The following is a 25,164-nucleotide window of genomic DNA, read 5'->3' as shown; positions in this document are numbered from 1 at the left end:
AATTCTAGAGTTATAAAATTTATTAGAACTATCTGAATGTATTGTAAAAATTGATGCAATCGGTTGCCATAAAAAGATTGTGAAGTTAATCACACAGCAAAATGCAGGTTATGCAATTACCTGAAAGAAGAACCAAGATAATCTTGAACTTGAGGTTGAAAAACTATTCAGCTAAGGAATAAGCACTGATTTTCAATTTTTTGGTATAACACAATGCCTCATGCCTTCTTGATCTATAACCCTAAAAATATAAACTGTCTGCGAATTAAAAAATAGCACTTTTTATAAATGAAGCTTGTTTATAATTTAGCACTGATAACTTCGCACTTTCTACATAAAGCTATAGATATCACAGAACATAATATCAGTGATTATCCTCTAAATAAAGTCCAAGAACCTGCATTTTTATCTGGGTATGGTCAAATTAAAAAAGTAGTAATCCCTCTGATGTTGGAATCTAGAAGTACATCGCACAATGAGGCTATGAATACGAAAGATTAAAAAACGAACAGGAATTGTCAAATGAAAAATTTTCTAATGAAGTCTGCGATCGCTTCTGGTGTTGTTTTGTCTTTAGCTACTATTACCCGTCCTGCAACGGCTGCGTCTTTTGCAGTATCAATAGAAAACGCAGGCGCACAAACTGCAAATTACTCAAATCTTGTTAATTATAATGTAGACGCTTTTACTGGACAAACAGCAGGTTACAGTGCAACAGGCTTGACATGGCAAAATGGATCAACAACTGTTGGTAACTATACTAATACTCTGATCGAGAATGCAGACCAATATGGTGGTGCTGGTGGAACGGGTCAATATTTTGATGTAGATAGCAATAGATCAGGCAATAATCAAACAGTTTCCACCCTCAATTTGACAACCCCACAAAGTTACTTTGGGCTTTGGTGGTCGGCAGGAGATGCTAACAACGTACTGACATTTCTTTCACAAGGTAAAGTCGTCTATTCTATGACCACCGCTGATGTGGTTAATTATATTGCAGGTTTATCAAATAAATCCAGCTACTACGGTAATCCTAATTCGGCATTCCAAAACCAGGATTCTGGAGAACCCTTTGCATTTATCAACTTCTACGATGTTGGTGGAACTTTTGATCAAGTTCAATTCAGCAATAATGGTGGAACTGGTTTTGAATCAGATAATCACACAGTCGCCACTGGCTACAATAGTATCTCCGGTAATGTAGTTATTAAAGCAGTTCCTGAGTCTTCTTCTGTATTAGGAGTTTTTGCGATTGGTTTTGTGGGTGCTGCTTCAGTTATGACTCGTCGAGTCAAGAAAAAGTCAGTTTTGCAATTATCATAAGTCTAGAGGCTCCACTTCGCGTAGCGTGCCGGAGGCAAGATTTCAAAAATTCCAGTGAAAAGTCAACATTAAATACAAGTTAGGGCGAGTTTACCTAAGTAAGCTCGCCCTAATTGTTTGGCGATTTATTTTATGAGTAGCCACTCTACAACATTTAGACAATGCCCAGATTACCTCCGGCTTCAGCATTGAAGATCATTCCCAGCCCAATACTGCGTAGGTTTTGGAATTTCTTGGTTGAGGCAAGCAGGGGGAGCAGTATTGATTCCCAGCCTATAGGCTTAACTTGGGATAGAACTGATTCTCAAGCCCAGGTTTTAAGAATCGATATGATAGAAAAGTAGATAAAATTTAAAAAATATTTATCAAATGGTGGTTCAATCATCTGGCTTGTCCAAGGTCAAAGACTCACTAACACAAAAAATCTTCTTGGGTAATGAACCCAATGCAGAGTTAATTGCAATTCTCACCGTTTACTTTGTCCAAGGAATTTTAGGGCTATCGCGTCTAGCCGTGAGCTTTTTCCTCAAAGATGAACTGCTGCTAAGTCCAGTCCAGGTGTCAGCACTATTGGGAATTGTCTTCCTACCTTGGATGATCAAGCCGGTATTTGGTTTTATCTCTGATGGGTTGCCTATATTTGGCTATCGTCGTCGTCCTTACTTGATTTTATCCGGGATATTGGGAACTGCTTCTTGGGTGAGTCTGGCCACAATAGTTCATACTAGCTGGGCAGCTACCTTAACGATCGCTCTTAGTTCTCTTTCTGTCGCCCTTAGTGATGTCATAGTTGACTCGCTGGTTGTGGAACGTGCCAGAGGTGAATCACAAGCAACAGCCGGTTCACTACAATCTCTGTGCTGGGGTGCTTCTGCGATCGGAGGCTTAATAACAGCATACTTTAGTGGTCTGTTACTTCAATACTTTACTACCCGTACCGTCTTTGGGATTACCGCCTTCTTTCCTCTCATCGTTTCAGGGGTAGCTTGGTTAATTGCTGAGTCCCCTATTCAGAAAGATTCTCAAGATAGTAATCAGACAAACCCCCTACCGATCAAACATCAACTGGGGCAGCTACGCCAAGCCATTACCCAAAAAACAATTTGGCTACCAACGGCATTTGTCTTCATCTGGCAAGCTACCCCAAATGCTGACTCGGCCTTTTTCTACTTCTCTACCAACGAACTACACTTTGAACCAGAGTTTTTGGGGCGGGTACACTTGGTGACAAGTTTCGCTTCTTTAGCAGGCGTTTGGATTTTTCAACGTTTCCTCAAAAGCATCCCTTTTCGGGTGATTTTTGCTTGGAGTACCGTTCTTTCGTCAATTTTGGGGATGACGATGCTCTTGTTAGTGACTCACACAAACAGACTGTTGGGTATAGATGACCACTGGTTTAGTTTGGGTGATAGTCTTATTCTCACTGTAATGGGAAAAATTACCTTTATGCAAGTGATGGTGCTAGCAGCAAGGCTTTGTCCCCCTGGAGTGGAAGCGACATTATTTGCCTTGTTAATGTCGGTATTTAATTCAGCAGGAACGGTTTCCCATGCATTTGGGGCATTAATCACCTATTGGCTGGGGATCACCGCCACGAACTTTGAGTCACTTTGGCTATTGGTGGTAATTACTAACCTCAGCACGCTGTTACCCCTACCATTTATCAATTGGCTACCTGCTGCTGAGGAGCAAACTGAGACACCCAAAGATGGGGGAAAAGCATTTTTGCCAGATTTGATGTCTGACTTGGTATTGAGAGAACCAGAGTCGGAAATAGTGGAATAGCGTCAGAATTCAGAATGAATTCTGTACGACTGGCGGATAGCGTAGCTAAGCCGAGTCTTCGATAGCGCAGCGGTAGCGAGTATTTTCGAGTCGCGTCTTGATTCTGAATTCTGACTTCTGAATTCTTCTTCAACTTCAATTTTTCGGCTTAGGAAAGATTCTGGAAGTAAACCTCTAGCGCTTCAGTTACCAATTGAGTCATTGGCTTACCTTGACTTTCTGCTACTTCCTTCAACTTGCTATAAACCTCTTCTTTCAAATTTACCCGATGGCGCGATTTGTTTGCACCATTAGCTGTTTGGGGTTCGTAGGTGGCAGCAAATTCGCGGATGGCATCAAAACCAATGCGATCGCAAAAATCACCAAAGCTTTCCTTAGATTTCCGAGATTTCTTAAAGTAAACAAAAATCGGCTCTAAGAAGCTTTCCAAGTCATTATGGTGCAGCTTTTCTGTGTAAGGTTGTGCCAGTCGAGTCTGATTTGGCGAACCCCCTAACCATAGTTGGTAAGATTCTGGAGCGCTACCAACAAAGGCCAATTCTGCCAAGTAAGGACGAGCGCAACCGTTAGGGCATCCTGTCATCCTTACCACAAAATGTTCTTTTTGTAAACCTATTTTATCTAATAGAGCGCGAACCCGCTCCAAAATACCTGGTATTGCCCGTTCTGATTCCGTGATTGCCAAGCCGCAAGTAGGCAAAGCCGGACAAGCCATTGCATACCGCACTAAAGGTTCGATTTTACTAGGGTCGTCTCCGACACCGTAACGGCTAAGAATGTCTTGAATAGCTTCCTTGCTATCTGGTTCGATATCGTAAAAAATCAGGTTTTGGCTGGGTGTGAGGCGGATGGGTAAGTTGAACTGCTCGACAATTTCCCGCAAGGCGGTTTTCAGTTGAAACGAACCTTCATCCTTGACTCGACCATTTTCAATGGAAATTCCTAAGAATAGCTTGCCATCACCTTGTTCATTCCAGCCGAGGAAGTCGTGATATTTGAACTCTGGTAGTGGTTTAAAGGCTTCAACTGGTTTACCAAAATATTCTTCAACTTGGGCGCGGAATTTATCTACACCCCATTCGTTGATTAGATATTTTAATCTGGCATGACGACGATCGGTGCGATCGCCATAATCTCTCTGGGTAGCAACAATCGCTTTCACCACGTCGTAAACGTCATCTTTCGTTACATAACCGATGGGGTCTGCTAACCTAGCGAAAGTTTCTTCTTTACCGTGGGTTCTACCTAAGCCACCACCAGCAAAAATATTAAATCCTTCTAACTGTTTCTTTTTATTAGTAATTACTACCAACGTCAGGTCTTGGGAATACAAATCAACCGAATTATCCCCTGGCACTGTTACACTAACCTTAAACTTCCGGGGCATATAGTGCGTGCCATAAATCGGTTCTTCGGTGTCATGGATAATTGTGCCATTACCATTGCGCTGTCGTGCCGCCTTCACCTCTGGGTTCTCCTCAGCACTAATTACCTTTTCCCCATCTAACCAAATCTCGTAATAAGCGCCTGTTTGTGGTGACAGCAAGTCGGCAATATTCTGGGCATACTCCCAAGCATACTGATACTCTGGGCGATTCTTAAAAGGGGCTGGTGGTGCCATCACGTTGCGGTTGATGTCGCCGCAAGCTCCCAAAGTTGAACCCAGATTATTGACAATTGTAGCGATCGCTGACTTAAGATTCTTCTTTAAAATTCCGTGCAATTGGAAACCTTGACGGGTAGTTGCTCGTAAGGTGTGGTTGCCATATTCATCAGCTAGTTTATCTAAAGCCAGATAAAGCTGTGGCGGTACTAAACCACCCGGATTTTTTGTCCGCAGCATAAACTGGTAATCTTTTTCCTGTCCCTTGGTGCGGTTGTCGCGGTTATCCTGCTGATAAGAGCCGTGAAACTTCAAAAGCTGCACCGCATTTTCGGTAAAATGGGTAGTGTCTTGAAGGATCTCAGTTGCTACAGGTTCACGCAAAAAATTACTATTTTCCTTGATTCCTTCGACTTTGGAAGGCTTACGGCTAGCGATTGGGGAAGGAGCAGATTTAACCATTAGACTTGTATAGGATTCTCAATAAAGCATTAGTAGACGCCGAATCAGCACCCTTCGGCTACTTGATCCCCGGTAATGCGGCCGGAATAATGAGGAATATTTTAATTTTACCACGGCAAAAGCCGACTTTATCAGTGATTTAACACTTAACAAAACCAGCTTTTTGAAGTAGTAAGTTTTGTGTGCTGTTAGCGGTAGCGGGGCGTTTAGCCCGTCCTGAGTACTTAAGTAAAGTATAGAGTGAATAAGGACTCAATAATCTTTTATTTAAAGCGATAGCCAATACCACCATTGATGCTAACAGCAGAAGCATCGCTATTTTGGTAAGCACCAAGTCCGACTTTGGCATTAGTGTAGACGAGGAAATTGTTAGCAACTTCCGATTCAACGCCAGCACCTAGCACTACTGAATCTCTATTACCTATGGGAGTTGGTGAGCCATCTTTCTCTACAAAAGAATAACCACCAGTTAAATAGGCATTAGTTTTATTAGCGATGGGTACATCCACAGAAAGTTCTGGGATGATAGCACTTGTCTGATCACTCCAGAGGACATTACCGCGTGCAGAAAACGGCGTATTTCCTAATTTTGCGCGACCTGTGACATTACCGCCAAATGTAGCATCGTCGTTGATACCTTGTCCGCCACTAGTAACGCCAGCTGCAACACCAGCGCCAACATAACTAGCATCAGTACCCTTTTTGGTTTCAGCAGAAGCTTGACCAGCTGATAGAACAAAAGGAGCAACTATTAAGGAAGACAATGCAGAAATTGTCAAGAAAGACTTGAGTAAGCGTTTCATAATTTTCACCAAGTTTTGTATTTTTTACTTATATATTACAGGTCGAAAATCGTGTGAAAATGTTCCAAATATTTACCAGTTTTTATTAAATGAATGTTTCTATTGATGCCTATAATTTACAACTAACTAGCTCTAAAAATAATAAATTAGCTGTTATAATTACATTCAATGTCTTTTAATCCGAGTTCTTTGTTCCAAAAATAGACGCTTTGAAAACTGGCACAATATTTGGAACTAGAACTTAGTAAGTATCTGGTAAATAAAATACCCGAATAACAATTTGTTGCCGAGCTTTTCACAGAGGATGAAAAAGTAGGCTGTAACATCTGTTGCAACAAGCTATAGAGGGAATCTATAAAGTTAATTTTGAGCAATTTTTGTGGAGATTGAATAATGCTAACCGCTGCAAAAACATTATCTGGTTTGATGGGTTTATGTGTCGGTGATGCGTTGGGTGTGCCAGTGGAGTTTACTAGCCGCGCTGAACGAGTAAAATCTCCAGTGACAACGATGTTGGGTTATGGCACATGGAATCAACCACCAGGAACTTGGTCAGATGATAGTTCCTTAAGCTTTTGCTTGGCAGAATGTCTTTGTAGAGGGTATTCGTTGGATGCTATAGCCAATTCCTTCTGGCGCTGGTACAAGGAGGCTTACTGGACTCCCCGTGGCGATGTCTTTGATATTGGTCAAACTACTCACACAGCGATTATGCGCCTGAAACAGGGAGTTGTTCCCCATCAGGCGGGCGGCAAGGTTGAAAATAGTAATGGCAATGGTTCTTTAATGAGAATCTTGCCGATGGCTTATTGTCATAGAAACTTAACTTTAGGCGAATTGCTGGCGCGAGTGCATGATGTTTCGGCGATTACTCATGCTCATGCGCGATCGCAAATGGCCTGCGGCATTTATATTAGTATTGCAGTGGCGCTGTTAGAAGGGGCTGACCCCCAAACAGCTTATTTACAAGGATTGCAAGATATCCAAACAATTTATTCTGTCCGAGAATTTTTGTTAGAAAAGCCGCATTTTGGCAGAGTTTTCAGTGGTGAGATTGCCAAGGTACCAGTAGAAGAGATTAATTCTGGTGGCTATGTGATTGATACCTTAGAATCATCCCTATGGTGTTTGTTAAATAGCTCGTCTTATTCTGAAGCAGTATTGAAAGCTGTGAATTTAGGCGGAGATACCGATACCACCGCTGCCGTTACTGGTGGGTTAGCAGGAATTTACTATGGGGTGGAAAATATTCCCAAACAATGGATGAACCAAATTGCTCGTAGACAAGACATTATTTACTTAGCAGAGCGTTTTACACGGGCTGTTTACAGCTAGTGGTGTATCGCATTAAATTTGAGGGATAAGAGAACGAACCGCAAAGGACGCAAAGAGCGCAAAGGAAGAAAAGTGAAGAATGAGTTCACCCATTATATTTAATGGGACAGACCACTAGTTTTGAATTAGAAATTATACCAACTGTTTGATGAGCGGCTTTTCGCAAGTAAAATCAGTAGTAGAAAAGTTTCATACTGGTTGAACAATGCTAACCGATGCAAAAACATTGTCTGGTTTGATGGGTTTATGTATTGGTGATGCATTGGGTGTGCCAGTGGAGTTCACCAGCCGCGCTGAACGAGTAAAATCTCCAGTCACATCAATGCTGGGTTATGGAACTTGGGATGTTCCTGTTGGTACGTGGTCAGATGACAGTTCACTGACCTTTTGCTTGGCAGAATGTCTTTGTGAGGGATTTTCACTAGATGCGATTGCTAATTCCTTTTGGCGCTGGTATCACGAAAGTTACTGGACTGCTCAAGGTGAAGTATTTGATATCGGTAACACCACATTTTTGGCAATTGTCAACTGGAAACAAGGAACTCCACCTCTGAAAGCAGGTGGTAGTAGTGAAAATAGTAATGGCAATGGTTCTCTGATGAGAATCTTGCCGATGGCTTATTGTCACAAAAGTTTAACTCTGGATGAATTGATTGTGCGGGTACATCAAGTTTCTTCCATTACCCATGCTCATCTCCGTTCTCAAATGGCCTGTGGTATTTATACAAGTATTGCAGTGGCCCTGTTAGAAGGGGCTGACCCCCAAACAGCTTATTTACAAGGATTGCAAGATATCCAAACAATTTATTCTGTGCGAGAATTTTTGTTAGAAAAGCCGCATTTTGGCAGAGTTTTCAGTGGTGAGATTGCCAAGGTACCAGTAGAAGAGATTAATTCTGGTGGCTATGTGATTGATACCTTAGAATCATCCCTATGGTGTTTGTTAAATAGCTCGTCTTATTCTGAAGCAGTATTGAAAGCTGTGAATTTAGGCGGAGATACCGATACCACCGCTGCCGTTACTGGTGGGTTAGCAGGAATTTACTATGGGGTGGAAAATATTCCCAAACAATGGATGAACCAAATTGCTCGTAGACAAGACATTATTTACTTAGCAGAACGTTTTGCAAGGGCTGTCTACACTTAGAGTTAGGAGTTAAAAGTTAAGAGTTAAGAATTATGAAACTCCAAACTCCAAACTCCAAACTCCAAACTCCAAACTCCTAACTCCTAACTCCTAACTCCTAACTCCAAACTCCAAACTCCTAACTCCTAACTCCTAACTCCTAACTCCTAACTCCAAACTCCAAACTCCAAACTCCTAACTCCTAACTCCAAACTCCTAACTCCAAACTCCAAACTCCTAACTCCTAACTCCTAACTCCTAACTCCTAACTCCTAACTCCTAACTCCTAAACCGTAGACAAAGAGTAAACCTGACCATCAATCAACAGTCGCGTAATGCCCTTAGCTTGCAGATGAGTACGAGCCTTATGGAGCATTTTACTATCTGGAACTTTAATCACGCGATCGCGCTTTGTAGAAAAGCGCTTGGCGACACGATGGTTATCAAACACCGGCAGAGTTCTTTGCTGAGTTTCCAGGCTGGGAATTTGCCCTAAGTCACCAAAGTCCTTTAGAGGCCGGGTAATTAATTCTGAGGAACGGTCAATGACCAAATAGCAAGTTTTCGGCAAATTGGCTACTGACAGAGGCAAAACTTGAACTGATGCTTCACCTGGTCTGCGTTTTGTAACTAAAGGTCTTTCGTCATCCAGGTCATCGTCATCAAAGTCTTCTTCCTCAAAATCGTCATCCTCTAAATCATCATCATCTAAATCATCCAAATCCTCTGATTCGTCTAGCAAATCTTCGCCCAGCATGTGCGCGATGACAGCCGCTCCTGGATGTTCAACCTTTAGGGGTGGGATGGAGATGCTGACTATTTCCGGCGGCTTTGGCTCTGGAGTTTCTAATTTCTCAGATGTGACTCGGAGTTTCGGTTTTTCCGCCGCCGAGGGGCGTCGTCGCACCCGTCTACTAGCGGCGATTGACTCCGCCGTTTCCTCTGAGTAAAGTTCCTGCTCTACACGAATTACCCGACGTGGTAGTGGCTCAACCTTTGGCACTTCCAAGGCTGGTTTTTCAATGGGTGGAACTTCTATCTCCGGCTCAGGTTGAGTCAGCAGTGGTAACTGCTCGTAGCTAACCTGTGCCCTACCCTCAGGAGTTCTCGCAGCCCGCTTTAAAGAGACTAAGTATTCATACTCATCCTCTGGCAAAGTACTTTTGAGCAGGCGACTAATTGTCGAGTTACTCACACCGTAGCGGTCTGCCAAAGTTGAGGTTGTTTCGGCAGTCTCTCGATATAACTTCAGAATTTCTTGCTTGTCAGAGTCTGTTAATTTTCTCACGGTAGATACCAAAAATCCTTACTAAGCTCGTTTTCTTCCGCTGGTACGCCGCGTTCGTCTTAGTGATGCGTCATATTCTAAGGCAGCGCCCATACCAAATAACACTCCACTAAACACCCAAAACACTTCTAATATCTCTCCACTTTGATAATTGGGTCCTTGGGCGTATTTAAACCACATATCTGCAATGTAAAGCGAAAAGGCCGCCGCTGCAATCATTCGCCAAGACTGGGAAACTCTTCCTCCCCAAAAGGCTAACAGCAGAGTGGTAGCAATAATTAACAGAACCACATCGCTAACTACGTAAAACCAGTTCAAAATAGCGACTAGCAGTTCCGTGGATGTTTCCTGTTGCATAGAAATCCACCATGCCAACAAACTACCGAATACTGCAATTGCTAACACAATTAGCCACTGCCATTTTTCCAGATTGATTCGCCTGGAAGCCACAGCTAAAATCATGCCTGCGCCAAGTAATAGATAAGTCAGTACAAAAAATATATCGCCTACAGACACATCCGGTTCATCTTTTAAAACTATTTCGGTATAGCCGAAAATTATCCCCCCAATGAAATAGGAAAGCATACCTAACCCAATTAAGAGCCAAACATTCCGGCCACTGACGATTTGTGGACTCAGCCAGTTCCTCAAGCATAAGATACTGGCACACAAATAAGCTAAAGCTTCAAAAATATTTGTGCCAATCACATACCACTCAGCCCGGCTTTCTATGCCATCGGCTCCGGGAACTTTGGCACTAAACAACAAAAAGTATAGCAGTGCTAGTACAGCCCAGCCAATATTAGCTAAGACAATGTTCTGAGTGTTGAAAATAGATTTAGAAAGGAACGAATTCTCGTAAGAGTTATTCATAGGACAAGACTTATGTAGATGCACTCTGGCAGTATTTTGAGTTAAATGACTGTATATCTAGCAGTGTGTCTGCCAAGTAATACACAATCGGACACCAAAAGCAAGTTGCCAGTGGCCGGAATTTCTGAAAAAATTTCCATGCTACTGCCATAGTTTACCCAGTGGCGATTGATTTAGCCAATTGATAAACAGCGCTCGCTCGGCTTCTGGCATATCTTCTAGCTTATAAATCACTTGTTTGGTAAAATTACCATTGCCAAAGTAGGCTTTTCCTAATCGATGCAGTTCTTGTAACAGGATAACTACATGATTTTCTTGCCAATCAGGTATTTTGGCTGTCGGCAAAGGATTAGTAGACACCAAATATTTAACCGCTTCTAGAGAAGACGCTTGAGGAAATTGCTTCTGCTGTAATACTTCGGCAATATCTTTTTCAAATAATGCAACTTGCCTAGCACCTAAAAACTCTTCAATATCGATGGAAACACCTTGTAGTAGCAAAATACTGGCTTGGATTAAAATCGCCGTTTTGCCATGACCACCTGTGTCACTATCCAGCTGCTCTAGACGGATTTTACCCCAGACGCTAAAGCGTTCAGGTTCCTCCAGCAAAACACAGGCTTTACCCCGGTTATCCGTTAATTCTCTCCATAAGGCTCTAGCTTCTTCTTCTTGACTAGCTTTGAAAACACTAATCAAGCGAAAAGTTTGCCCTTGATAACTGAGAATCGGCACTTGCTGATCCTTTTTTGGGTGCTGAATGCTTGATATTTCAACATCCTGCCGTTTGAGAATAAACATGGCACTAGCAAATAACTCCTCACAGGGGCACTCTTAATATGGAATATATAATGGCATTTGGCAGTATCGCCAAGGCTGAAATTACCTAGCATACTGTGAAAATGAGCCTCGCGATCGCCAGATGCTTCCCGAAGGTAGCCGCCCAGAGGACGTTAGCGCTAACGGGCAAATAACCCCTTGACAACACAATATATCTAAACCAATACCCCATCTGTTTTGTTTTCGGTGTAGATTGCACTAACTAGCGACTAGCATCTTAGCCTTGCTAGTAGTAAATCTGCAATTTTTGATTGCTTCTTGGTAGGTGAAGACGATATAATAGTGTAGGTGACTCCATAGGGAGCCATTATTTTGTTTTGGGCGCGTAGCTCAGTGGATAGAGCCACGGATTTCTAATCCGTTGGTCGCAGGTTCGAGCCCTGCCGCGCCCGTTTTAACTTAATACGAACCCTAAAGAAGCCTTTTCATGGTAATTTACCAAATAGGCTTGAGAGTTCATGTAAATGCACCACACAAAAGACAAGGGTGATCTAGCAGCTGCTAAAGTAATAGCAGATTTAGTCGAGAAAGAATATTCAGTTTTTGTACCAGTAGTAACTGAACATGCACCCTTTGATTTGATTGCCTACAAAGATAGCAAATGTTACAGAATTCAAGCTAAATACAGTAGTGATGGCACACTGAAAAATAAAAGCAATTGGGCAGACAAGAATGGTTGTCATGAGAAAAAGTACAAATCTGATGACTTTGATTTCTATGGTCTTTATTTGCCAGATATAAACAAAGTAGTATATCCATCAATCACGTTTGGCGGTTGCGGTATCAGGACAACGCCACCTAAATCACCCAATCCTTTTTATTGGTGGGAGGATTTTACAGACTTTACTGAAGCAGCGTCTAAGCGAACCTACAAGGAGTTTGGCGTTGATTTAACAACTAGAAAGGTTAACCCAGATTCTAGAATTCACACTAGAAAAGTTGAAAGGCCATCAAAAGAAGAACTAGAAAAACTAGTTTGGAAAAAGCCAACAGCACAAATTGGCAGAGATTTTGGCGTGTCTGATAAAGCTGTAGAAAAGTGGTGTAAGGCTTATGGAGTAGAAAAGCCACCTAGAGGATATTGGGTGAAGAAGGCCTATGGAAAAGTAGAAGTACAGTTAACAACTCATAACGAGGATATAACTCATGATCTTAGCCTGAGTAAGGATGTGAATTTCTGAACAGTGAATATACTAAAGCGGTTTAAGTTGCTCTAAAAGTCTAGCATCAAGATATTTTTGTTCTATAACATCCACCGAATTATCACACCATTTTGCAACTACAGCAGTAGGAACACCTTTTGTAATTTGCTCAGAGATGAAAGTATCACGACACGAATATGGTGTGGTTTGACATTCTACTAATGGGTCTACAATTTTATCCCAAGCTCGACGTGAGAAGTTTCTATAATGTATTGATAATCCTTCCGGTGATGGGAATATTAAAGATTCCGGCTCAAGATGTTCTGGTTTGATTTCTAAAATTAATTCTTGTAGTCGTTGGTTACAGTTAAAAACCCGCTTTTTATTGTTCTTAGAGCCATGAACTCTCACCCTTTCACCATTTCCCACCTGAACTAGTGCGCCTTCAAAGGTAATTTGAGAACAATCAGGTGTAATATGCTTCCATTGCAAACCGATAGCTTCTGATGGTCGGCATCCTGTTAAAAACAAAAACTCCACAAATGCTGAGTAATAACTATAGCCTATACCTTTAGATGGTTTGTGATTTTTAAAAGCCTGAATTATTTTTTCTTTCTCTTCTTCACTAAAAGCATTAGGTTGTGAATTATCCTGCCACTTATGCTTGGGAAGCTCGTTGTACATCCCTTCAAAAGGATTAAAAGTTACTAAACCATGTTTCATTCCCCATTTACAAGCTGCTGAAAGATACATGAGTACATCTTTGGCTTGTGAGGTAGTTGTTTGTTGCAACAATGCAAGTCTGATTTTAATACCCTCATCCAACTCTTGATATGGACAGCGTTTAATATGTTTTTCTAGTACACCTAGTTTATCCAGTGTTCTAGGTTTTAGAGATTGACGTTTGTAATCAATGTACCTATTCCATAAGTCTGAAATTGTTAATACCTTCTGCTGTTCGCCAGGAGTAACTATAGATAAATGTCTCTGTGGTTTGTACTTAACTAGTGTTTCATCGAACTCGCCAGATGCAATGTCTAACTCTATCTGATGTGCTTTTTGTTCTGCTATCTGACGATTTTCTGGTGTATCAGCTAAATTCAGGGTCAGATACTTTTGTGTACCCTCGTAAAGTTGCCTTGGAAGTCTCAGACGTAATCGACTTTGAAATGATTCAACACTTACTGTTCCTTTAGACGCTTTTTGTGTTCTGTGCATTAATTTTGACTATGAAAATAATTTACTCTATAAGAATCATAGTCAAATCATAGTCAAAAAACAAGCTCATAGCCAAATCATAGTCAAAATCATAGTTAGAATAGCCAAAAATGGAAGTAAGAGAGTCAGCTTTTCAACATTCAGATTCCATAAAAAGGCTGAAACTCTTAACTTTACGTTGATTAATTTATAAATTTAAAAAGCCCGTGACGAGGATTGAACTCGTGACCTCACCCTTACCAAGGGTGTGCTCTACCACTGAGCCACACGGGCGAAATACAACTTTGATTTTTCAGCTAGAAGTTAAAATGCTGGGAGTTTTGATGCTTACCCAGTCATTATAACTTATAACTTCGTAAGTGGTGGGCCGGGCTGGATTTGAACCAGCGTAGGCGCAAGCCAACGGATTTACAGTCCGTCTCCATTAACCACTCGGACACCGACCCGATTTGTCTCACGATTTAAAATATTAGCACCACCTTTGATAAATAGCAAGTGGTTAGAAAAAATAACTTGTGGGTAGAGATCGCAACAAAACTGCGTCTCTACCATCGGTATAAAAATACTAGTTACACGCTCATCTCCAGCATTCGTTGCATTGGTAGCAGTGCCGCAAGGCGAATATCCTCTGACATGGTAATTTCGGGAGTGCGATTTTTCATTGCCCAGTAAAGCTTTTCTAGGGTGTTTAACCGCATAAACGGACATTCGTTACAAGCACAGTTATTCATCGGTGGTGCAGGAATGAAGTGCTTGTCAGGAGCTAGTTTTTGCATTTGGTGAATGATTCCCGGCTCAGTAGCAACGATAAATTCTTTGCTAGGGCTGTTTTGACAATACTTAAGTAAAGCGGCTGTGGAGCCAATAAAGCTGGCGTGGCGCAATACACTACTTTCACATTCTGGGTGGGCGATCGCCTCTGCTTCGGGATGGGCAATTTTTAACTGGACAATTTTCTTTTCTGAAAAGGTTTCATGGACAACACAGCTACCTTGCCATAGCACCAAATCTCGTCTTGTTTGTTCCATCACATACCGCCCCAAATTCCGATCGGGGGCAAAAATAATCGGCTGTTCCTTCGGTATCTGCTGGATAATTTTCACAGCGTTGGAACTGGTGCAAATAATATCGCTCATCGCCTTGATATCAGCAGAACAATTGATGTAAGATACCACCAAATGATTCGGATGCGCTGCTTTAAAAGCTGCGAATTCATCTGCTGGACAACTGTCTGCTAAAGAACAACCAGCATTCAAATCTGGTAAAAGTACTAATTTATCGGGATTAAGTATCTTTGCTGTTTCTGCCATGAAGTGAACGCCAGCAAAGACAATCACATCCGCATTGGTTTTTTCGGCGGCTCTTGCCAGTTGTAATGAATCCCCAATAAAGTCGGCAATATCCTGAATATCTGGCTCTTGATAATAATGTGCCAGGATAACGGCGTTGAGTTCTTTTTTGAGACTCTGAATCGCGGCAAACAATAAGAGTGGTAGTTCACCCAGTTGGGTGTTTTCTCGTTGAGCTAATGCAGTGGTAAACACAGTTTAGGGGTGCTTTATGTTGCAAATGTATGTCCTGTGGATTCAATTATAGTAGTTTTTACCAAAAATAGTGGACGGTTGATATTTTGGGGTTGTGTCCAAATCGGGCTGAGTTTCATATCCTGGAGATAGACGGCAAGGAAAGTGGCATGACCAGTCAGAAAACTCAATCGATAAACCTCAAAATTGCTGTAGTTGGAGATATTCACGACCAATGGGAAGTGGAAGATGGCGTTGCACTCAAGCATTTGGGTGTTGACTTAGTGCTGTTTGTCGGGGATTTTGGCAACGAGTCGGTGGAAGTGGTCAGAGCGATCGCATCCCTCGATCTTCCCAAAGCAGCCGTAATGGGCAACCACGATGCCTGGTACACCGCCACCGAATGGGGACGCAAAAAGGCTCCTTATGACCGCTCTAAGGAAGACTGGGTACAGGAACAACTCGATTTATTAGGCCCGTCCCATGTCGGTTACGGTAAGTTGGATTTTCCCGCTTGGAATTTAACTGTCGTGGGGGGTCGTCCCTTTACCTGGGGTGGCCCAGAGTGGAAATTCGCGGAAATCTGTCAAGAACGTTACGGTGTGACGAGTTTGGAAGAATCCGCCGATCGCATCGTGAAAGCGATCAAAAGCGCTGCTTACAAGACGATTATATTTTTGGGTCACAATGGGCCTAGTGGGTTAGGCGATCGCCCCGAAGATCCCTGCGGCAAAGACTGGCATCCCATTGGCGGCGACTTTGGCGATCCAGATTTTGGCGAGGCGATTTCTCATGCCTTGACTGCTGGTAAAACCATTCCTCTGGTGACATTTGGTCACATGCACCGAGATTTACGCCATACCAAGAAGGTGCAGCGCAAGCCCATCTTTAGAAGTCCAGAAGGGACAATTTACTTAAATGCGGCTAGTGTCCCCAGGATTGTGGAAAATGACAGCGAGAAGTTGCGTAATTTTTCCATTGTGACGGTAGAGGGGGGTGTGGTTTCGCAAGTTTCCCTAGTTTGGGTGGGGAATGACTTCCAGGTGGCTAAGGGGGAAATTTTGTATGAGCGATCGCGGATTGTGTCGTAGACATTCGCATCCAGTAGTGCAATCTGCGTAGATAATAGGGTATAGTATGATCTGTCAAGTTTAGTGCTAACCAACAAAAGCGCCTGAATAGCGTCTGAAACTAGGATCAGCACAAGTTTGACAGATTTACTGGAGAGGTGGCAGAGTGGTCGATTGCGTCCGACTTGAAATCGGATGAGGCTAAAACCTCCGGGAGTTCGAATCTCCCCCTCTCCGTTGAAGAAAAATTAGATTTTACAAATCTTATTAACGGCGTAAGCCATTGATTAGATTTAATCTGAGCAACGGCTTAACTGTGATTTATTCTTGATAAGCGCCTATTGAATTCTTAAAGTTAGCAAGAGCTTCAAAAAACTTAACTAAAGGAATGTCGGCATAGATTCATTGATGGACTCATCTGCTTTTTCATACAGAGCATTAAGGTAATCACGTTGCCGCACGCCTTTAATGTTACTACCTCTCAATAATTGGTGAAATAAGAGTCGAGCAGAATCTTCATGTAAAAGTACATCATTTCCTTCTTGTAATTGTTTGTTTTGTGCAAAATTTCTGGCTTCCATTTTGGACTGTTCCAAGTAGAATTTGAATAATTTTACGGCTTCCTCTTCATTTCTTATAGGTGAAAGTTGAACTTCATTAGCAAGACGACCTCTAATAGCTGGAAGCATCTCACGGTAACGTTCAAGGGCATCTGTAGTTAAAGCAACCATTAAGAAAAGATATTTAGGTAGTGCATCAATTAAAGCCCGCAGAGCAGATAAATATCTTAAAACAATAGTTTTTGATAAGCTACCATTCTGTTTTTCCAATTCATCAAGAAGAATAAAAATACCCTCTAAAGTCTTCATTTCTGAACCAAAATATACAATGTCTCGCAATGCTCTTGTTTTCGCTTCTACAGTATCTAGACGAAAATTTACTCCCAGTTCAGTTTGATGAGTTTTTCTTACAGGTAATCCTAAAAGCCATTGATATGCTAAAGATAGGCGCTCATTTAGTTTTTCTTCGGAATTAATAACACTCAAAAGAGCCTTAAGCATTATTTTAATTTCGCTCATTCGCACAAATTCTAATAATTTATCAATATCATCTATCTCTTGCTTCCTCTTTGCAAGTGCATCAATTGAGCGACGTAAGTAGTCTTCTCCCAAATTTTCAAATATAGACCTAATGAGCGGATCAAAAAATGGTTCTGGATCTGGAACGTATCTAATAACGAAAAAACCATGTTGAGAAAGTTTTTCACGCAAAGCATTTTCATAAGCATTCAGAAGGTTAGTCTTTCCAATCCCCTGACTAGCAGTTATTGAAATTACATGAGACTTGCGATCTGAATAAAATGTCTTGACCGCAGCATCAACTTGCTTATCTGCTTCTGTTGACATATGCGGATGACCACTGGTTTGCCCAGCACTGGGAAAAGGGTTACTCAACACACCAAACTTTTTATAGAGCAATTTGGGTTGTTCTTCTGGTGCGTTAGCAGTCGCCTCATCTGTAAATAGATTTTCAAGAGGCATTTTTAACTCCTTCTAGCTTGATACGTACAGCAGATGTACCAGGTATAAGAAAATCTCCATGATACAGATAAACTTTTTCTAACTGGGGAAGTCCGTCACTTGTCTTAATTATCCACAAATCGTGCTGTTCAAAACGAGTATCTGGAGTAGATCCTTCAGCATAGACATTGACTAAGTTTTGTTCTTGTGCTTCTTTCACCAGTTTTCTAGCCAATATGGGATGAACAGCATATTTAATAGCTAATTCTTCTAACCAGCGACCAGTAAGTATCCATTCTGTGTCTTCCTGTGAACGAATTAATTTATAAACCTTTACTGCTAAATTAGCAAAATCTGGTGAATTAGGTATGTTATCAGTGGCAACAATTTTTTGGTTTTGTATATTCAACCAAGCACAGGCTGCCTCGCCAAGCTTGATGTAGGTTGGTTTCGCTTTATTTGAAATTGGTAATGTGCTATATTCAACACTTCTGTTTTGATTTACATAGTTACATATTGCGTCAAATGATGGTATTTTCTTCAAATAAGATAAAACTTTTCTATGATTTTCGTTCAAGATACTTTCCCATAGAAACTTTAGTAATTCTGTACATATAATTTTATGATCATTAAGCTCAACAAATTTTCCACTATGCAGAAAATTTTTATACAAACTATAGCGAGATTGATGTGTTAAACCCAACTTTTCTTGAGCCTCTTGATTAGTTAGTTCTCCTTTGTCTACTAACAATTTCATTAGTAAGAACATCTGATCTGGACTAAATGCATATGCCTTAGCTATTGCTTCTATATTTTGGCTAGAAATTGCATCAGTCTGATCTTGGCTTTGTATGTCAGTTGATAGCGCAATAGAGGTATTATCTGTTGTTGCAGAGGATGTTCCAGAGTTAAAATTTCCCCAAAGAAGATCATCTTTGACGTGAAATGGTTGCCAAGTATATTCCCCACTAGGTATACCCCATAGCTCCAATGAATCGTTAGTTTTGTAATTTTGCAAGCGCAGGCAACCAAAAGATACAGCTAATTCCCAAAGGACATCTGTTAGTGGTACTGTATATATTTTTTGACTGAAAGGATGAAAAAGAGAGCCAGTGAGTTTTCTACCATCAAATTTAGGAAAAGAACGAGATTCAAAAAAGAACACATCCATTCCTTCAGCCATCGTCATTCTGGCTAGACCTTGATCACTAGTTAGAAGAGCTAGGGCATGATCCGGGCGAACTTGAGTTTGAAAGCGCCGTGCAGTTTCTAAAATCAGACGATCGGCAAAACTCCTAACAATCTCTTGTAGTTTAAGATTACCATCTTCAGGATCGCTACTCGGTGTCACAATACCCCGTAGGGGATCTGCACCTAAGTCACCACGTTCTATTTCTGCATCTGAAAATTCTAGACGAAGTAAAGTTCGTTGACCACCCTGGCTGAGAATATGTTCTCGAAGTGCCGCAGCAACAGGTTTGTTCTTTTTTTGACTGTCTCTGCGAGTTGCGAAGTACCTATCTACCTGATTAATTATTTCCATATGAACAATAGCTGGTACTTTTATTCTTGCCCAAGGACTAAGAAACCGACATATAAAATCAAGTCCTCCTTGGTGAATAGCTGATGTATCTGTAACAATCGTTATCGGTTTTTGCAAAGGTATTTTGCCAATAGTTTCAACATCAAAAATAGGTAAAAGTAATAATGTCCTCCGGAGTACATCCTGCAATCCTTCCCTGAAAGCTTTTTGAACTCTATCCTTACTCTGTGAATTCTCAAGAGCTTCAGTAATATTATTATTGAGTTTCTCTAAGGATAGTATTTGCCATTCAAATCCACCAAATTTAGCTGCACAATACTCATCATATCTAGTTTCATTTTCAAGATATTGCCCTCCTGGTTGTAATGTAATAGTTCCGACATTCACCCATTTGTCACGTCCAAAACAAATATCTTCACCAAGAGATATTTCAAATGCCTCCCCATTCTTACCTATTTGGGCAATACATTTTAGTGCATCTTCTTTACTAAACAATTTTAATGTCATAAGGTTATTCTTTTAATGAAGGGACACATTGACATCTGGAACATTAACAAAGGTATCACACACCCACTGAATATGCTGGCGTAAGGCCAAAAGTTGATGTTGACGAAGGTTGACACTATCACTATTAGATAAGCGTCCAAGCTCTTCTAAATCACTCCAAGATGATTCATTATTAGACAATATCTCGTCTATTACTTGTATGACTTGCTTAAACTGATAAATTCCACGTTTTTCAGGTTTTATTACTAGTGTAAATTTTTCAATTAATTCTTCTCTTAGTCGCTGAGTTTGCTCACTGCTAGTCACTGAGCCAAAGGGATCTCCAAAGGGTTCCCAAGAATAAATTTCTTCTTGATAAAATGTCGGTTCAACTAAAGCATTTGTGTTAGTATCTAAGTATTTTTTACCCCAGCGACACGGTTGCCAAAGAACAACCTTTAATGGACTTGAACTATTGCTGCTCACAAGAATTAATTCTCCAAAGTAATTATTTATGAATATCTAGATTAAATCTAACTGTCAAATTACTTTTTATTTATGAATCATAGGTTTTGAGGGTCAAGCCACAATTTGACTGATTTTCTTGGGTATTATAATCATAATTGGAACTTAATTAAAATTTATCAAAAGTGAGAGACATCGCCCCACTCCGCCCTTTTGCTTGCATAGTGCTATCATAATTGTAAATCCTACTTTGAGGTAAAGCGATGGCTACCCTTTATGTAAGAAATTTACCCGATGATTTGTATGCAAAGCTGCAAGAGTTAGCGGCATCTGAACACCGTTCCATTAACGCCCAAGTTATAACTCTGTTAGAACAGGCTTTAAAAACTGAAGCACAGCAAACAGAAGAGGAAAAACGAAAAAATGTCCCAAAACTCTTAGAGGAAATTCGCCTTCGCCGTGAGAGTCGCCAGACTGATATGGAATGGCCGGATAGTACTGCGTTAATCCGAGAAGACCGAGACAGATGACTATCCCTCTCAGATGTGTTGTAGACGCAAGTGTAGCTATTAAGCAATTTATACCAGATGATCCACTAACTCCAAAAGTTAATCAACTGTTTACTCATCTTGCCAATCCCCAAACTGCGATCTTTGTCCCAGACCTGTTTTACATTGAGTGTGGCAACATCATTTGGAAGTATGTCCGCGCCAGACTTTATGCTGTTGCTGATGTGCCAGCAGATTTAGCAACTCTCAAAAGCAACCCTAAAGCGTGTTGTCTCCACGGCTGATTTGATGGCGGATGCAGTTGCGATCGCATTAAATTATGGAATCTCCGCCTACGATGGTTCTTATGTCGCACTTTCACAGCAGGTAGGTGCTACTTTGCTGACTCTCGACGGTAAGCTGGTGAAGGCAATAGCCGCTTCGTCTTATAATGTTTCCTCGTTTAATGACTTTGAGGTTCCGCCGTTGGAGTCAATGTAGAAGTGATCACCTGGTCGAGTTTTGTCTCTAACGAGAAAGCGATCGCACCACCCTTTTGCTTGCATTGTGCTATCATTTTGATAAATTCTACTTTGAGGTCAAGCGATGGCTACCCTTTATGTAAGAAATTTACCCGATGATTTGTATGCAAAGCTGCAAGAGTTAGCGGTATCTCAGCACCGTTCAATTAACGCCCAAGTTATAACTCTGTTAGAACAAGCTTTAAAAACTGAAGCACAGCAAATAGAAGACCAGAAACGCCAGAATGTACTTAAAGTCCTAGAAGAAAGTCGCCAGCGTCGCCGCGTGAATCCAGCAGACTTCGGATTACCTGATAGTACTGAACTGATTCGAGAAGACCGCGACAGATGACTACCCCTCTAAGATACGTGTTAGATACCAGTGTGTGTATCAAGTATTTTATTGCTGATCCATTAACTCCCAAAGTTAATCAACTTTTCAACCATTTTGCCAATCCACAGACGGAAATATTTGTTCCAGACCTCTTTTACATTGAGTGTGCTAACGCCTTATTGAAGTATGTCCGTGCAAGGATGTACACTGCTGCTGAGGTTCAGACAGATTTAGCCACCCTCAAAGCTTTCCCTTTGCGTGTTGTCTCCACAGCTGACTTGATGGCGGATGCAGTTGCGATCGCATTAAATTATGGAATCTCTGCCTACGATGGCTCTTATGTTGCGCTTTCACAGCAGGTAGGTGCTACTTTGCTGACTCTCGACGGTAAGCTAGTGAAGGCAATAGCCGCTTCGTCTTACAATGTTTCCTCGTTTAATGACTTCGAGGTTCCACCGTTGGAGTCAATTTAATATTCAATTATCAAAAATGTCTTTTACTTATAACCGCACGGTTCGCTTTCAAGATACTGATGCTGCTGGGGTAGTTTATTTTGCTAATACTTTGAGTATTTGCCATGAAGCTTATGAAGAATCTTTAGAAGCATCAAGTATTAATCTCAAAGATTTTTTTACTAATCCGTCTGTGGGGTTTCCGATTGTTCATGCTAGTGTCGATTTTTTGCGCCCTATGTTTGTTGGGGACAAGTTGCTGATTAGCTTAATTTCCCAAAAAATAGGTGTTGAGAAGTTTGAAATTACTTACGAAATTACTGTGGGTGAGGTGGTAGTTGCTAAGGCTATTACTCGTCATGTTTGTATTGATGTGAGTAGTAGAAGTAAGCGGGAATTACCTGATAACATAGTTCAGTGGTTGGAAACGAACCGCCCAGACGCAGAGAAGCCAGTGCGTTGGGCGGGTTCCCCGACTTGAAGCAACTGGCGCGGCGCAGAGAGAAGAATGTCGAGAGAGATTATGTGATGGGATTTTGGAGGAATTCTGTGGCTATTTGCTGTAGCTGTTGGCGGTTAATTTTACCTTGGGAGTTGCGGGGTAAATTTTGCTGGGGAATCCAATATTTAGGGATTTTAAATTTGCTGAGTTTTTCTTTGAGTAGGGTTTGGATTTTTAAGGCAGAGGTATCTGATTTTTTGGGGACGTAAATCGCTGTTAAGGCTTGTCCCCAGTGTTTATCTGGAATGCCGATGACACAAATATCGGCAACCATTTGAGTGGATTGTATAGCTGATTCAATCTCTGCTGGGTAAATATTTTCGCCACCTGTAATAATTTTGTCGCTGTCACGTCCGACTATATTTAAATGACCTTCATCATCTAAAAAGCCTAAATCATCTACTTGGAAATCAGCTTGATTTTCTCTAGTTTGAGGATAGTAACCAAGGGCTAAAGATTGAGCATGAATGGTGATATTCCCGATTTGATTGTAATTTAAAATTTCGCCTTGCTGATTGCAAATAGTTACTTTTGCATGGGGAAGAATTTTACCACTGCTCATTTTACCGCTTAGAAAATCATCTGGTTTCAGGGTAGCAATTTGAGAGGCGGTTTCTGTCATGCCATAGGTAGGTGCTAACCGGATGCGATGAAATCTGGCTTTTTCTAGTAGTTCGTTCCATGCTGGCGCACCTCCCAAAAGTACAGTATTAAATTGAGATAGCCATTCAGTTAATTCTGGATTTTGTAGAAGGCGTTGTAACTGTGTTGGTACTAAAGATATGAAAAATTCTGATTTTTTAATATCTAATATTTGACCAGATTCTACGGCTTTAAATGGTTGAATAGCTAGTTTACCTGCGGTAGTGAAAGAACGCATAAATTGCATTAAACCGCTAACGTGGTATAGCGGTAATATACAAAAGGAATTAACTCGCTTTAGTTGAAAGTATTCGGTAAATCCTTTTACAGATGCTATGAAAGTTTCCCAAGTGTGAATGGCAAATTTAATTTCTCCTGATGAACCACCTGTAGGAATCAGAATCAGTTCTGAGTGCTGAGTACTAAGTGCTGAGTGAAAGAGTAAGAGATGGGGAGAGACGCGATTAATCGTGTTTGTAATAGGTGGTGGGGGAGTGGGAGAGTGGAGGAGTTCTCCCCAAATAATATCTGGCTGTACTAAATCAAAGACTTGTTGCCATTCTTGTGTTCCCCAATCGGGGTTACAAAGAAAAACTGGACAATTCGCTGCACAAGCGGCAATAAAACTTGCTAGAAATCGTAATGGTTCGCGTTCAGCTAAGATGATTTTTGGTGGTGTTCCGCACGCTGATAATTGTGTTAGTTCTAAATATAATTGTTGAGCTATTTGATTAAATTGATGGCTGCTGTAACCGATAAGCCAATCATTTTTAGCCAGTTTATTAAGATAGTCTAAAGGTCGTTCCATAAAGTTTGAAACCACGTTTCTTCTTGTTCAAAAAAATGGTCAATACCAAAACCAATTGCCCTGTTATTTCGGGATAATTCGGCTGCTAGTTGGAGTGCTGCAAGTCTAGCGATCGCAGTTTCAAATACTGATGAAAATACAGTATCAATTTGATGCTGGTGGCAAAACGTTCTCAGACGAGATGGTGATCCCACTATCCCAGGCTTGATGACGAAAATCCCTCGCCAACCTTGTTGATGACAGGCGGCGAGTTGCCCAAGTGTGGCGACAGATTCATCTAAAGCGATCGCAGTTTCATAACTCGTACTCAATTCCAACATCCCTTGAAATTGTTCAACGGGTAGCGGTTGTTCGATAAATTCAATTTCTAGGGGTAGTTCTCCATTTGCCTTGAGATTATCGCAAGTCCGCAGCCATAAGTTAGCTTCTTCATAGCTAAGTCCACCATTGGCATCTAATCGCAGTTTGGTAAAGGCTGGTAAGGTGTGTATGAGTGATTCAAAAATTTCTAGTTCATCAGCGATCGCATACACACCAATTTTCCACTTAAACGTGCGATATCCTTGCTGCCACAATCTTTCCCATTGATTTAAAGCCGCTTCTCCTGCTGCTAGCAAGGCGCTGTACAAAAGGAGTGAAGAGTGAGGAGTGAGGAGTGAGGAGTTAGGAGTTATAAAATTATCTCCCCCACTCCCCCACTCCCACGCTGACTCAAAGCCAAATTGACAAGCAGGTAACTCGTCTGGGATCGAAAAAATCGTTTCGTCTGTGATTTCTTCTGGGAGTTGGCGACAAAAATCTAAGGCTTGTTCTAGGGTTTCGGAACCAAACCAACTAATGGGGGCGATTTCTCCCCAGCCGACTTTACCTGATTCATCGGTAAGACGGAGGATAATACCTTCACGAATATCCCACTTACCATGATTGGTGGTAAGTGATCGCAAAAATCTTCGCTGATAAGGACGAAATTCAAATTTGTAGTCATTAGTCATTTTCCCAATGCCCAATG

Annotated in this window: 24 protein-coding genes and 4 tRNA genes; 14 read left to right on the top strand and 14 right to left on the bottom strand. The window is 41.3% G+C overall.

Annotated features, from left to right (window positions below):
- Positions 1-522: 522 nt before the first annotated feature.
- Positions 523-1,326 (top strand): Npun_F0296 family exosortase-dependent surface protein, encoded by an 804-nt coding sequence (locus V7K67_RS31670; protein ID WP_334711902.1) that lies wholly within the window; start codon positions 523-525, stop codon positions 1,324-1,326.
- Positions 1,327-1,695: 369 nt separating this feature from the next.
- Entirely contained in the window at positions 1,696-3,111 is a 1,416-nt protein-coding gene (locus V7K67_RS31665; protein WP_334729777.1) for a folate/biopterin family MFS transporter, read from the top strand.
- 148 nt (positions 3,112-3,259) lie between these two features.
- Here the strand turns inward: V7K67_RS31665 and sir are convergent, their stop codons facing one another.
- The gene (sir, locus tag V7K67_RS31660) at positions 3,260-5,176 is read right to left on the bottom strand and encodes a sulfite reductase, ferredoxin dependent (protein ID WP_334729776.1); all 1,917 of its coding nucleotides are present in this window, start codon (positions 5,174-5,176) and stop codon (positions 3,260-3,262) included.
- A gap of 263 nt (positions 5,177-5,439) precedes the next feature.
- Complete coding sequence (locus V7K67_RS31655) at positions 5,440-5,979, bottom strand: hypothetical protein (protein ID WP_334729775.1); 540 nt, start codon at positions 5,977-5,979, stop codon at positions 5,440-5,442.
- Between the two features lie 393 nt (positions 5,980-6,372).
- Here V7K67_RS31655 and V7K67_RS31650 point away from each other — a divergent pair, with 393 nt between their 5' ends.
- Positions 6,373-7,314: an ADP-ribosylglycohydrolase family protein gene (locus V7K67_RS31650; protein WP_335169970.1), complete on the top strand. Its 942-nt coding sequence runs from the start codon at positions 6,373-6,375 to the stop codon at positions 7,312-7,314.
- 205 nt (positions 7,315-7,519) lie between these two features.
- Positions 7,520-8,461: an ADP-ribosylglycohydrolase family protein gene (locus V7K67_RS31645; RefSeq protein WP_334729773.1), complete on the top strand. Its 942-nt coding sequence runs from the start codon at positions 7,520-7,522 to the stop codon at positions 8,459-8,461.
- A gap of 265 nt (positions 8,462-8,726) precedes the next feature.
- On the opposite strand, the gene V7K67_RS31640 is transcribed toward V7K67_RS31645, so the two are convergent.
- From V7K67_RS31640 to V7K67_RS31630, 3 genes are all read right to left on the bottom strand, one after another.
- Positions 8,727-9,728 (bottom strand): transposase, encoded by a 1,002-nt coding sequence (locus tag V7K67_RS31640; protein ID WP_334733800.1) that lies wholly within the window; start codon positions 9,726-9,728, stop codon positions 8,727-8,729.
- Positions 9,729-9,749: 21 nt separating this feature from the next.
- Positions 9,750-10,601, bottom strand: a complete 852-nt coding sequence (locus V7K67_RS31635) for a hypothetical protein (protein WP_334733799.1) — start codon at positions 10,599-10,601, stop codon at positions 9,750-9,752.
- Between the two features lie 141 nt (positions 10,602-10,742).
- Positions 10,743-11,402, bottom strand: a complete 660-nt coding sequence (locus V7K67_RS31630; protein ID WP_334733798.1) for an Npun_F0813 family protein — start codon at positions 11,400-11,402, stop codon at positions 10,743-10,745.
- 358 nt (positions 11,403-11,760) lie between these two features.
- On the opposite strand from V7K67_RS31630, the gene V7K67_RS31625 reads away from it, so the two are divergent.
- A tRNA-Arg gene (locus tag V7K67_RS31625) sits at positions 11,761-11,833 on the top strand.
- A gap of 72 nt (positions 11,834-11,905) precedes the next feature.
- Positions 11,906-12,622 carry a group I intron-associated PD-(D/E)XK endonuclease gene (locus V7K67_RS31620; RefSeq protein WP_334733797.1) on the top strand — a complete coding sequence of 239 codons (717 nt, stop codon included), beginning with the start codon at positions 11,906-11,908 and terminating at the stop codon, positions 12,620-12,622.
- A gap of 12 nt (positions 12,623-12,634) precedes the next feature.
- On the opposite strand, the gene V7K67_RS31615 is transcribed toward V7K67_RS31620, so the two are convergent.
- The 4 genes from V7K67_RS31615 to nadA all read right to left on the bottom strand — a co-directional run bounded on the left by V7K67_RS31615 (position 12,635) and on the right by nadA (position 15,345).
- Positions 12,635-13,801 carry an Arm DNA-binding domain-containing protein gene (locus V7K67_RS31615; protein ID WP_335169967.1) on the bottom strand — a complete coding sequence of 389 codons (1,167 nt, stop codon included), beginning with the start codon at positions 13,799-13,801 and terminating at the stop codon, positions 12,635-12,637.
- A 201-nt stretch (positions 13,802-14,002) separates the two neighbouring features.
- Positions 14,003-14,074: transfer RNA gene (locus V7K67_RS31610), tRNA-Thr, on the bottom strand.
- 87 nt (positions 14,075-14,161) lie between these two features.
- Positions 14,162-14,247, bottom strand: a tRNA-Tyr gene (locus V7K67_RS31605).
- Between the two features lie 123 nt (positions 14,248-14,370).
- The gene (nadA, locus tag V7K67_RS31600) at positions 14,371-15,345 is read right to left on the bottom strand and encodes a quinolinate synthase NadA (protein WP_334733794.1); all 975 of its coding nucleotides are present in this window, start codon (positions 15,343-15,345) and stop codon (positions 14,371-14,373) included.
- Between the two features lie 149 nt (positions 15,346-15,494).
- Between nadA and V7K67_RS31595 the strand changes: the two genes are divergently transcribed.
- Positions 15,495-16,415: a TIGR04168 family protein gene (locus V7K67_RS31595; RefSeq protein ID WP_335169965.1), complete on the top strand. Its 921-nt coding sequence runs from the start codon at positions 15,495-15,497 to the stop codon at positions 16,413-16,415.
- A 131-nt stretch (positions 16,416-16,546) separates the two neighbouring features.
- A tRNA-Ser gene (locus V7K67_RS31590) sits at positions 16,547-16,631 on the top strand.
- A 143-nt stretch (positions 16,632-16,774) separates the two neighbouring features.
- Here V7K67_RS31590 and V7K67_RS31585 read toward each other — a convergent pair.
- From V7K67_RS31585 to V7K67_RS31575, 3 genes are read right to left on the bottom strand one after another with little or no spacing between them, the layout of a single operon-like run.
- Positions 16,775-17,935, bottom strand: coding sequence for a P-loop NTPase fold protein (locus V7K67_RS31585; RefSeq protein WP_334711893.1), 1,161 nt, complete (start codon positions 17,933-17,935; stop codon positions 16,775-16,777).
- Positions 17,925-19,964, bottom strand: coding sequence for a hypothetical protein (locus V7K67_RS31580; protein ID WP_334711892.1), 2,040 nt, complete (start codon positions 19,962-19,964; stop codon positions 17,925-17,927). The genes V7K67_RS31585 and V7K67_RS31580 overlap by 11 nt, the downstream gene beginning before the upstream one ends.
- 12 nt (positions 19,965-19,976) lie before the next feature.
- On the bottom strand, positions 19,977-20,429 hold the full coding sequence (locus tag V7K67_RS31575) for a hypothetical protein (RefSeq protein WP_334733793.1): 453 nt from the start codon (positions 20,427-20,429) through the stop codon (positions 19,977-19,979).
- 242 nt (positions 20,430-20,671) lie between these two features.
- Between V7K67_RS31575 and V7K67_RS31570 the strand changes: the two genes are divergently transcribed.
- The 6 genes from V7K67_RS31570 (at position 20,672) to V7K67_RS31545 (ending at position 22,684) form a co-directional block, all read left to right on the top strand.
- The gene (locus V7K67_RS31570; protein WP_334733792.1) at positions 20,672-20,938 is read left to right on the top strand and encodes a FitA-like ribbon-helix-helix domain-containing protein; all 267 of its coding nucleotides are present in this window, start codon (positions 20,672-20,674) and stop codon (positions 20,936-20,938) included.
- On the top strand, positions 20,935-21,201 hold the full coding sequence (locus V7K67_RS31565; protein ID WP_335169962.1) for a type II toxin-antitoxin system VapC family toxin: 267 nt from the start codon (positions 20,935-20,937) through the stop codon (positions 21,199-21,201). Before V7K67_RS31570 ends, V7K67_RS31565 begins: the two co-directional genes overlap by 4 nt.
- Before the next feature lie 4 nt (positions 21,202-21,205).
- The gene (locus V7K67_RS31560) at positions 21,206-21,397 is read left to right on the top strand and encodes a type II toxin-antitoxin system VapC family toxin (protein ID WP_334711888.1); all 192 of its coding nucleotides are present in this window, start codon (positions 21,206-21,208) and stop codon (positions 21,395-21,397) included.
- A gap of 105 nt (positions 21,398-21,502) precedes the next feature.
- Entirely contained in the window at positions 21,503-21,769 is a 267-nt protein-coding gene (locus tag V7K67_RS31555; RefSeq protein WP_334733791.1) for a FitA-like ribbon-helix-helix domain-containing protein, read from the top strand.
- A complete protein-coding gene (locus V7K67_RS31550; protein ID WP_335169959.1) occupies positions 21,766-22,224 on the top strand; it encodes a type II toxin-antitoxin system VapC family toxin in 459 nt (152 codons plus the stop codon). Before V7K67_RS31555 ends, V7K67_RS31550 begins: the two co-directional genes overlap by 4 nt.
- A 16-nt stretch (positions 22,225-22,240) precedes the next feature.
- Positions 22,241-22,684: an acyl-CoA thioesterase gene (locus V7K67_RS31545; RefSeq protein ID WP_334733789.1), complete on the top strand. Its 444-nt coding sequence runs from the start codon at positions 22,241-22,243 to the stop codon at positions 22,682-22,684.
- Positions 22,685-22,724: 40 nt separating this feature from the next.
- On the opposite strand, the gene V7K67_RS31540 is transcribed toward V7K67_RS31545, so the two are convergent.
- Both V7K67_RS31540 and V7K67_RS31535 read right to left on the bottom strand, forming a co-directional pair.
- The gene (locus V7K67_RS31540) at positions 22,725-24,155 is read right to left on the bottom strand and encodes a 2-succinylbenzoate--CoA ligase (RefSeq protein WP_334733788.1); all 1,431 of its coding nucleotides are present in this window, start codon (positions 24,153-24,155) and stop codon (positions 22,725-22,727) included.
- Positions 24,140-25,147: an o-succinylbenzoate synthase gene (locus V7K67_RS31535; RefSeq protein WP_335169957.1), complete on the bottom strand. Its 1,008-nt coding sequence runs from the start codon at positions 25,145-25,147 to the stop codon at positions 24,140-24,142. Before V7K67_RS31535 ends, V7K67_RS31540 begins: the two co-directional genes overlap by 16 nt.
- Between the last annotated feature and the right edge of the window lie 17 nt (positions 25,148-25,164).

Source organism: Nostoc sp. (assembly GCF_036917155.1).
GTDB lineage: Bacteria > Cyanobacteriota > Cyanobacteriia > Cyanobacteriales > Nostocaceae > Nostoc.
This window is presented reverse-complemented; position numbering and strand designations above follow the sequence as displayed.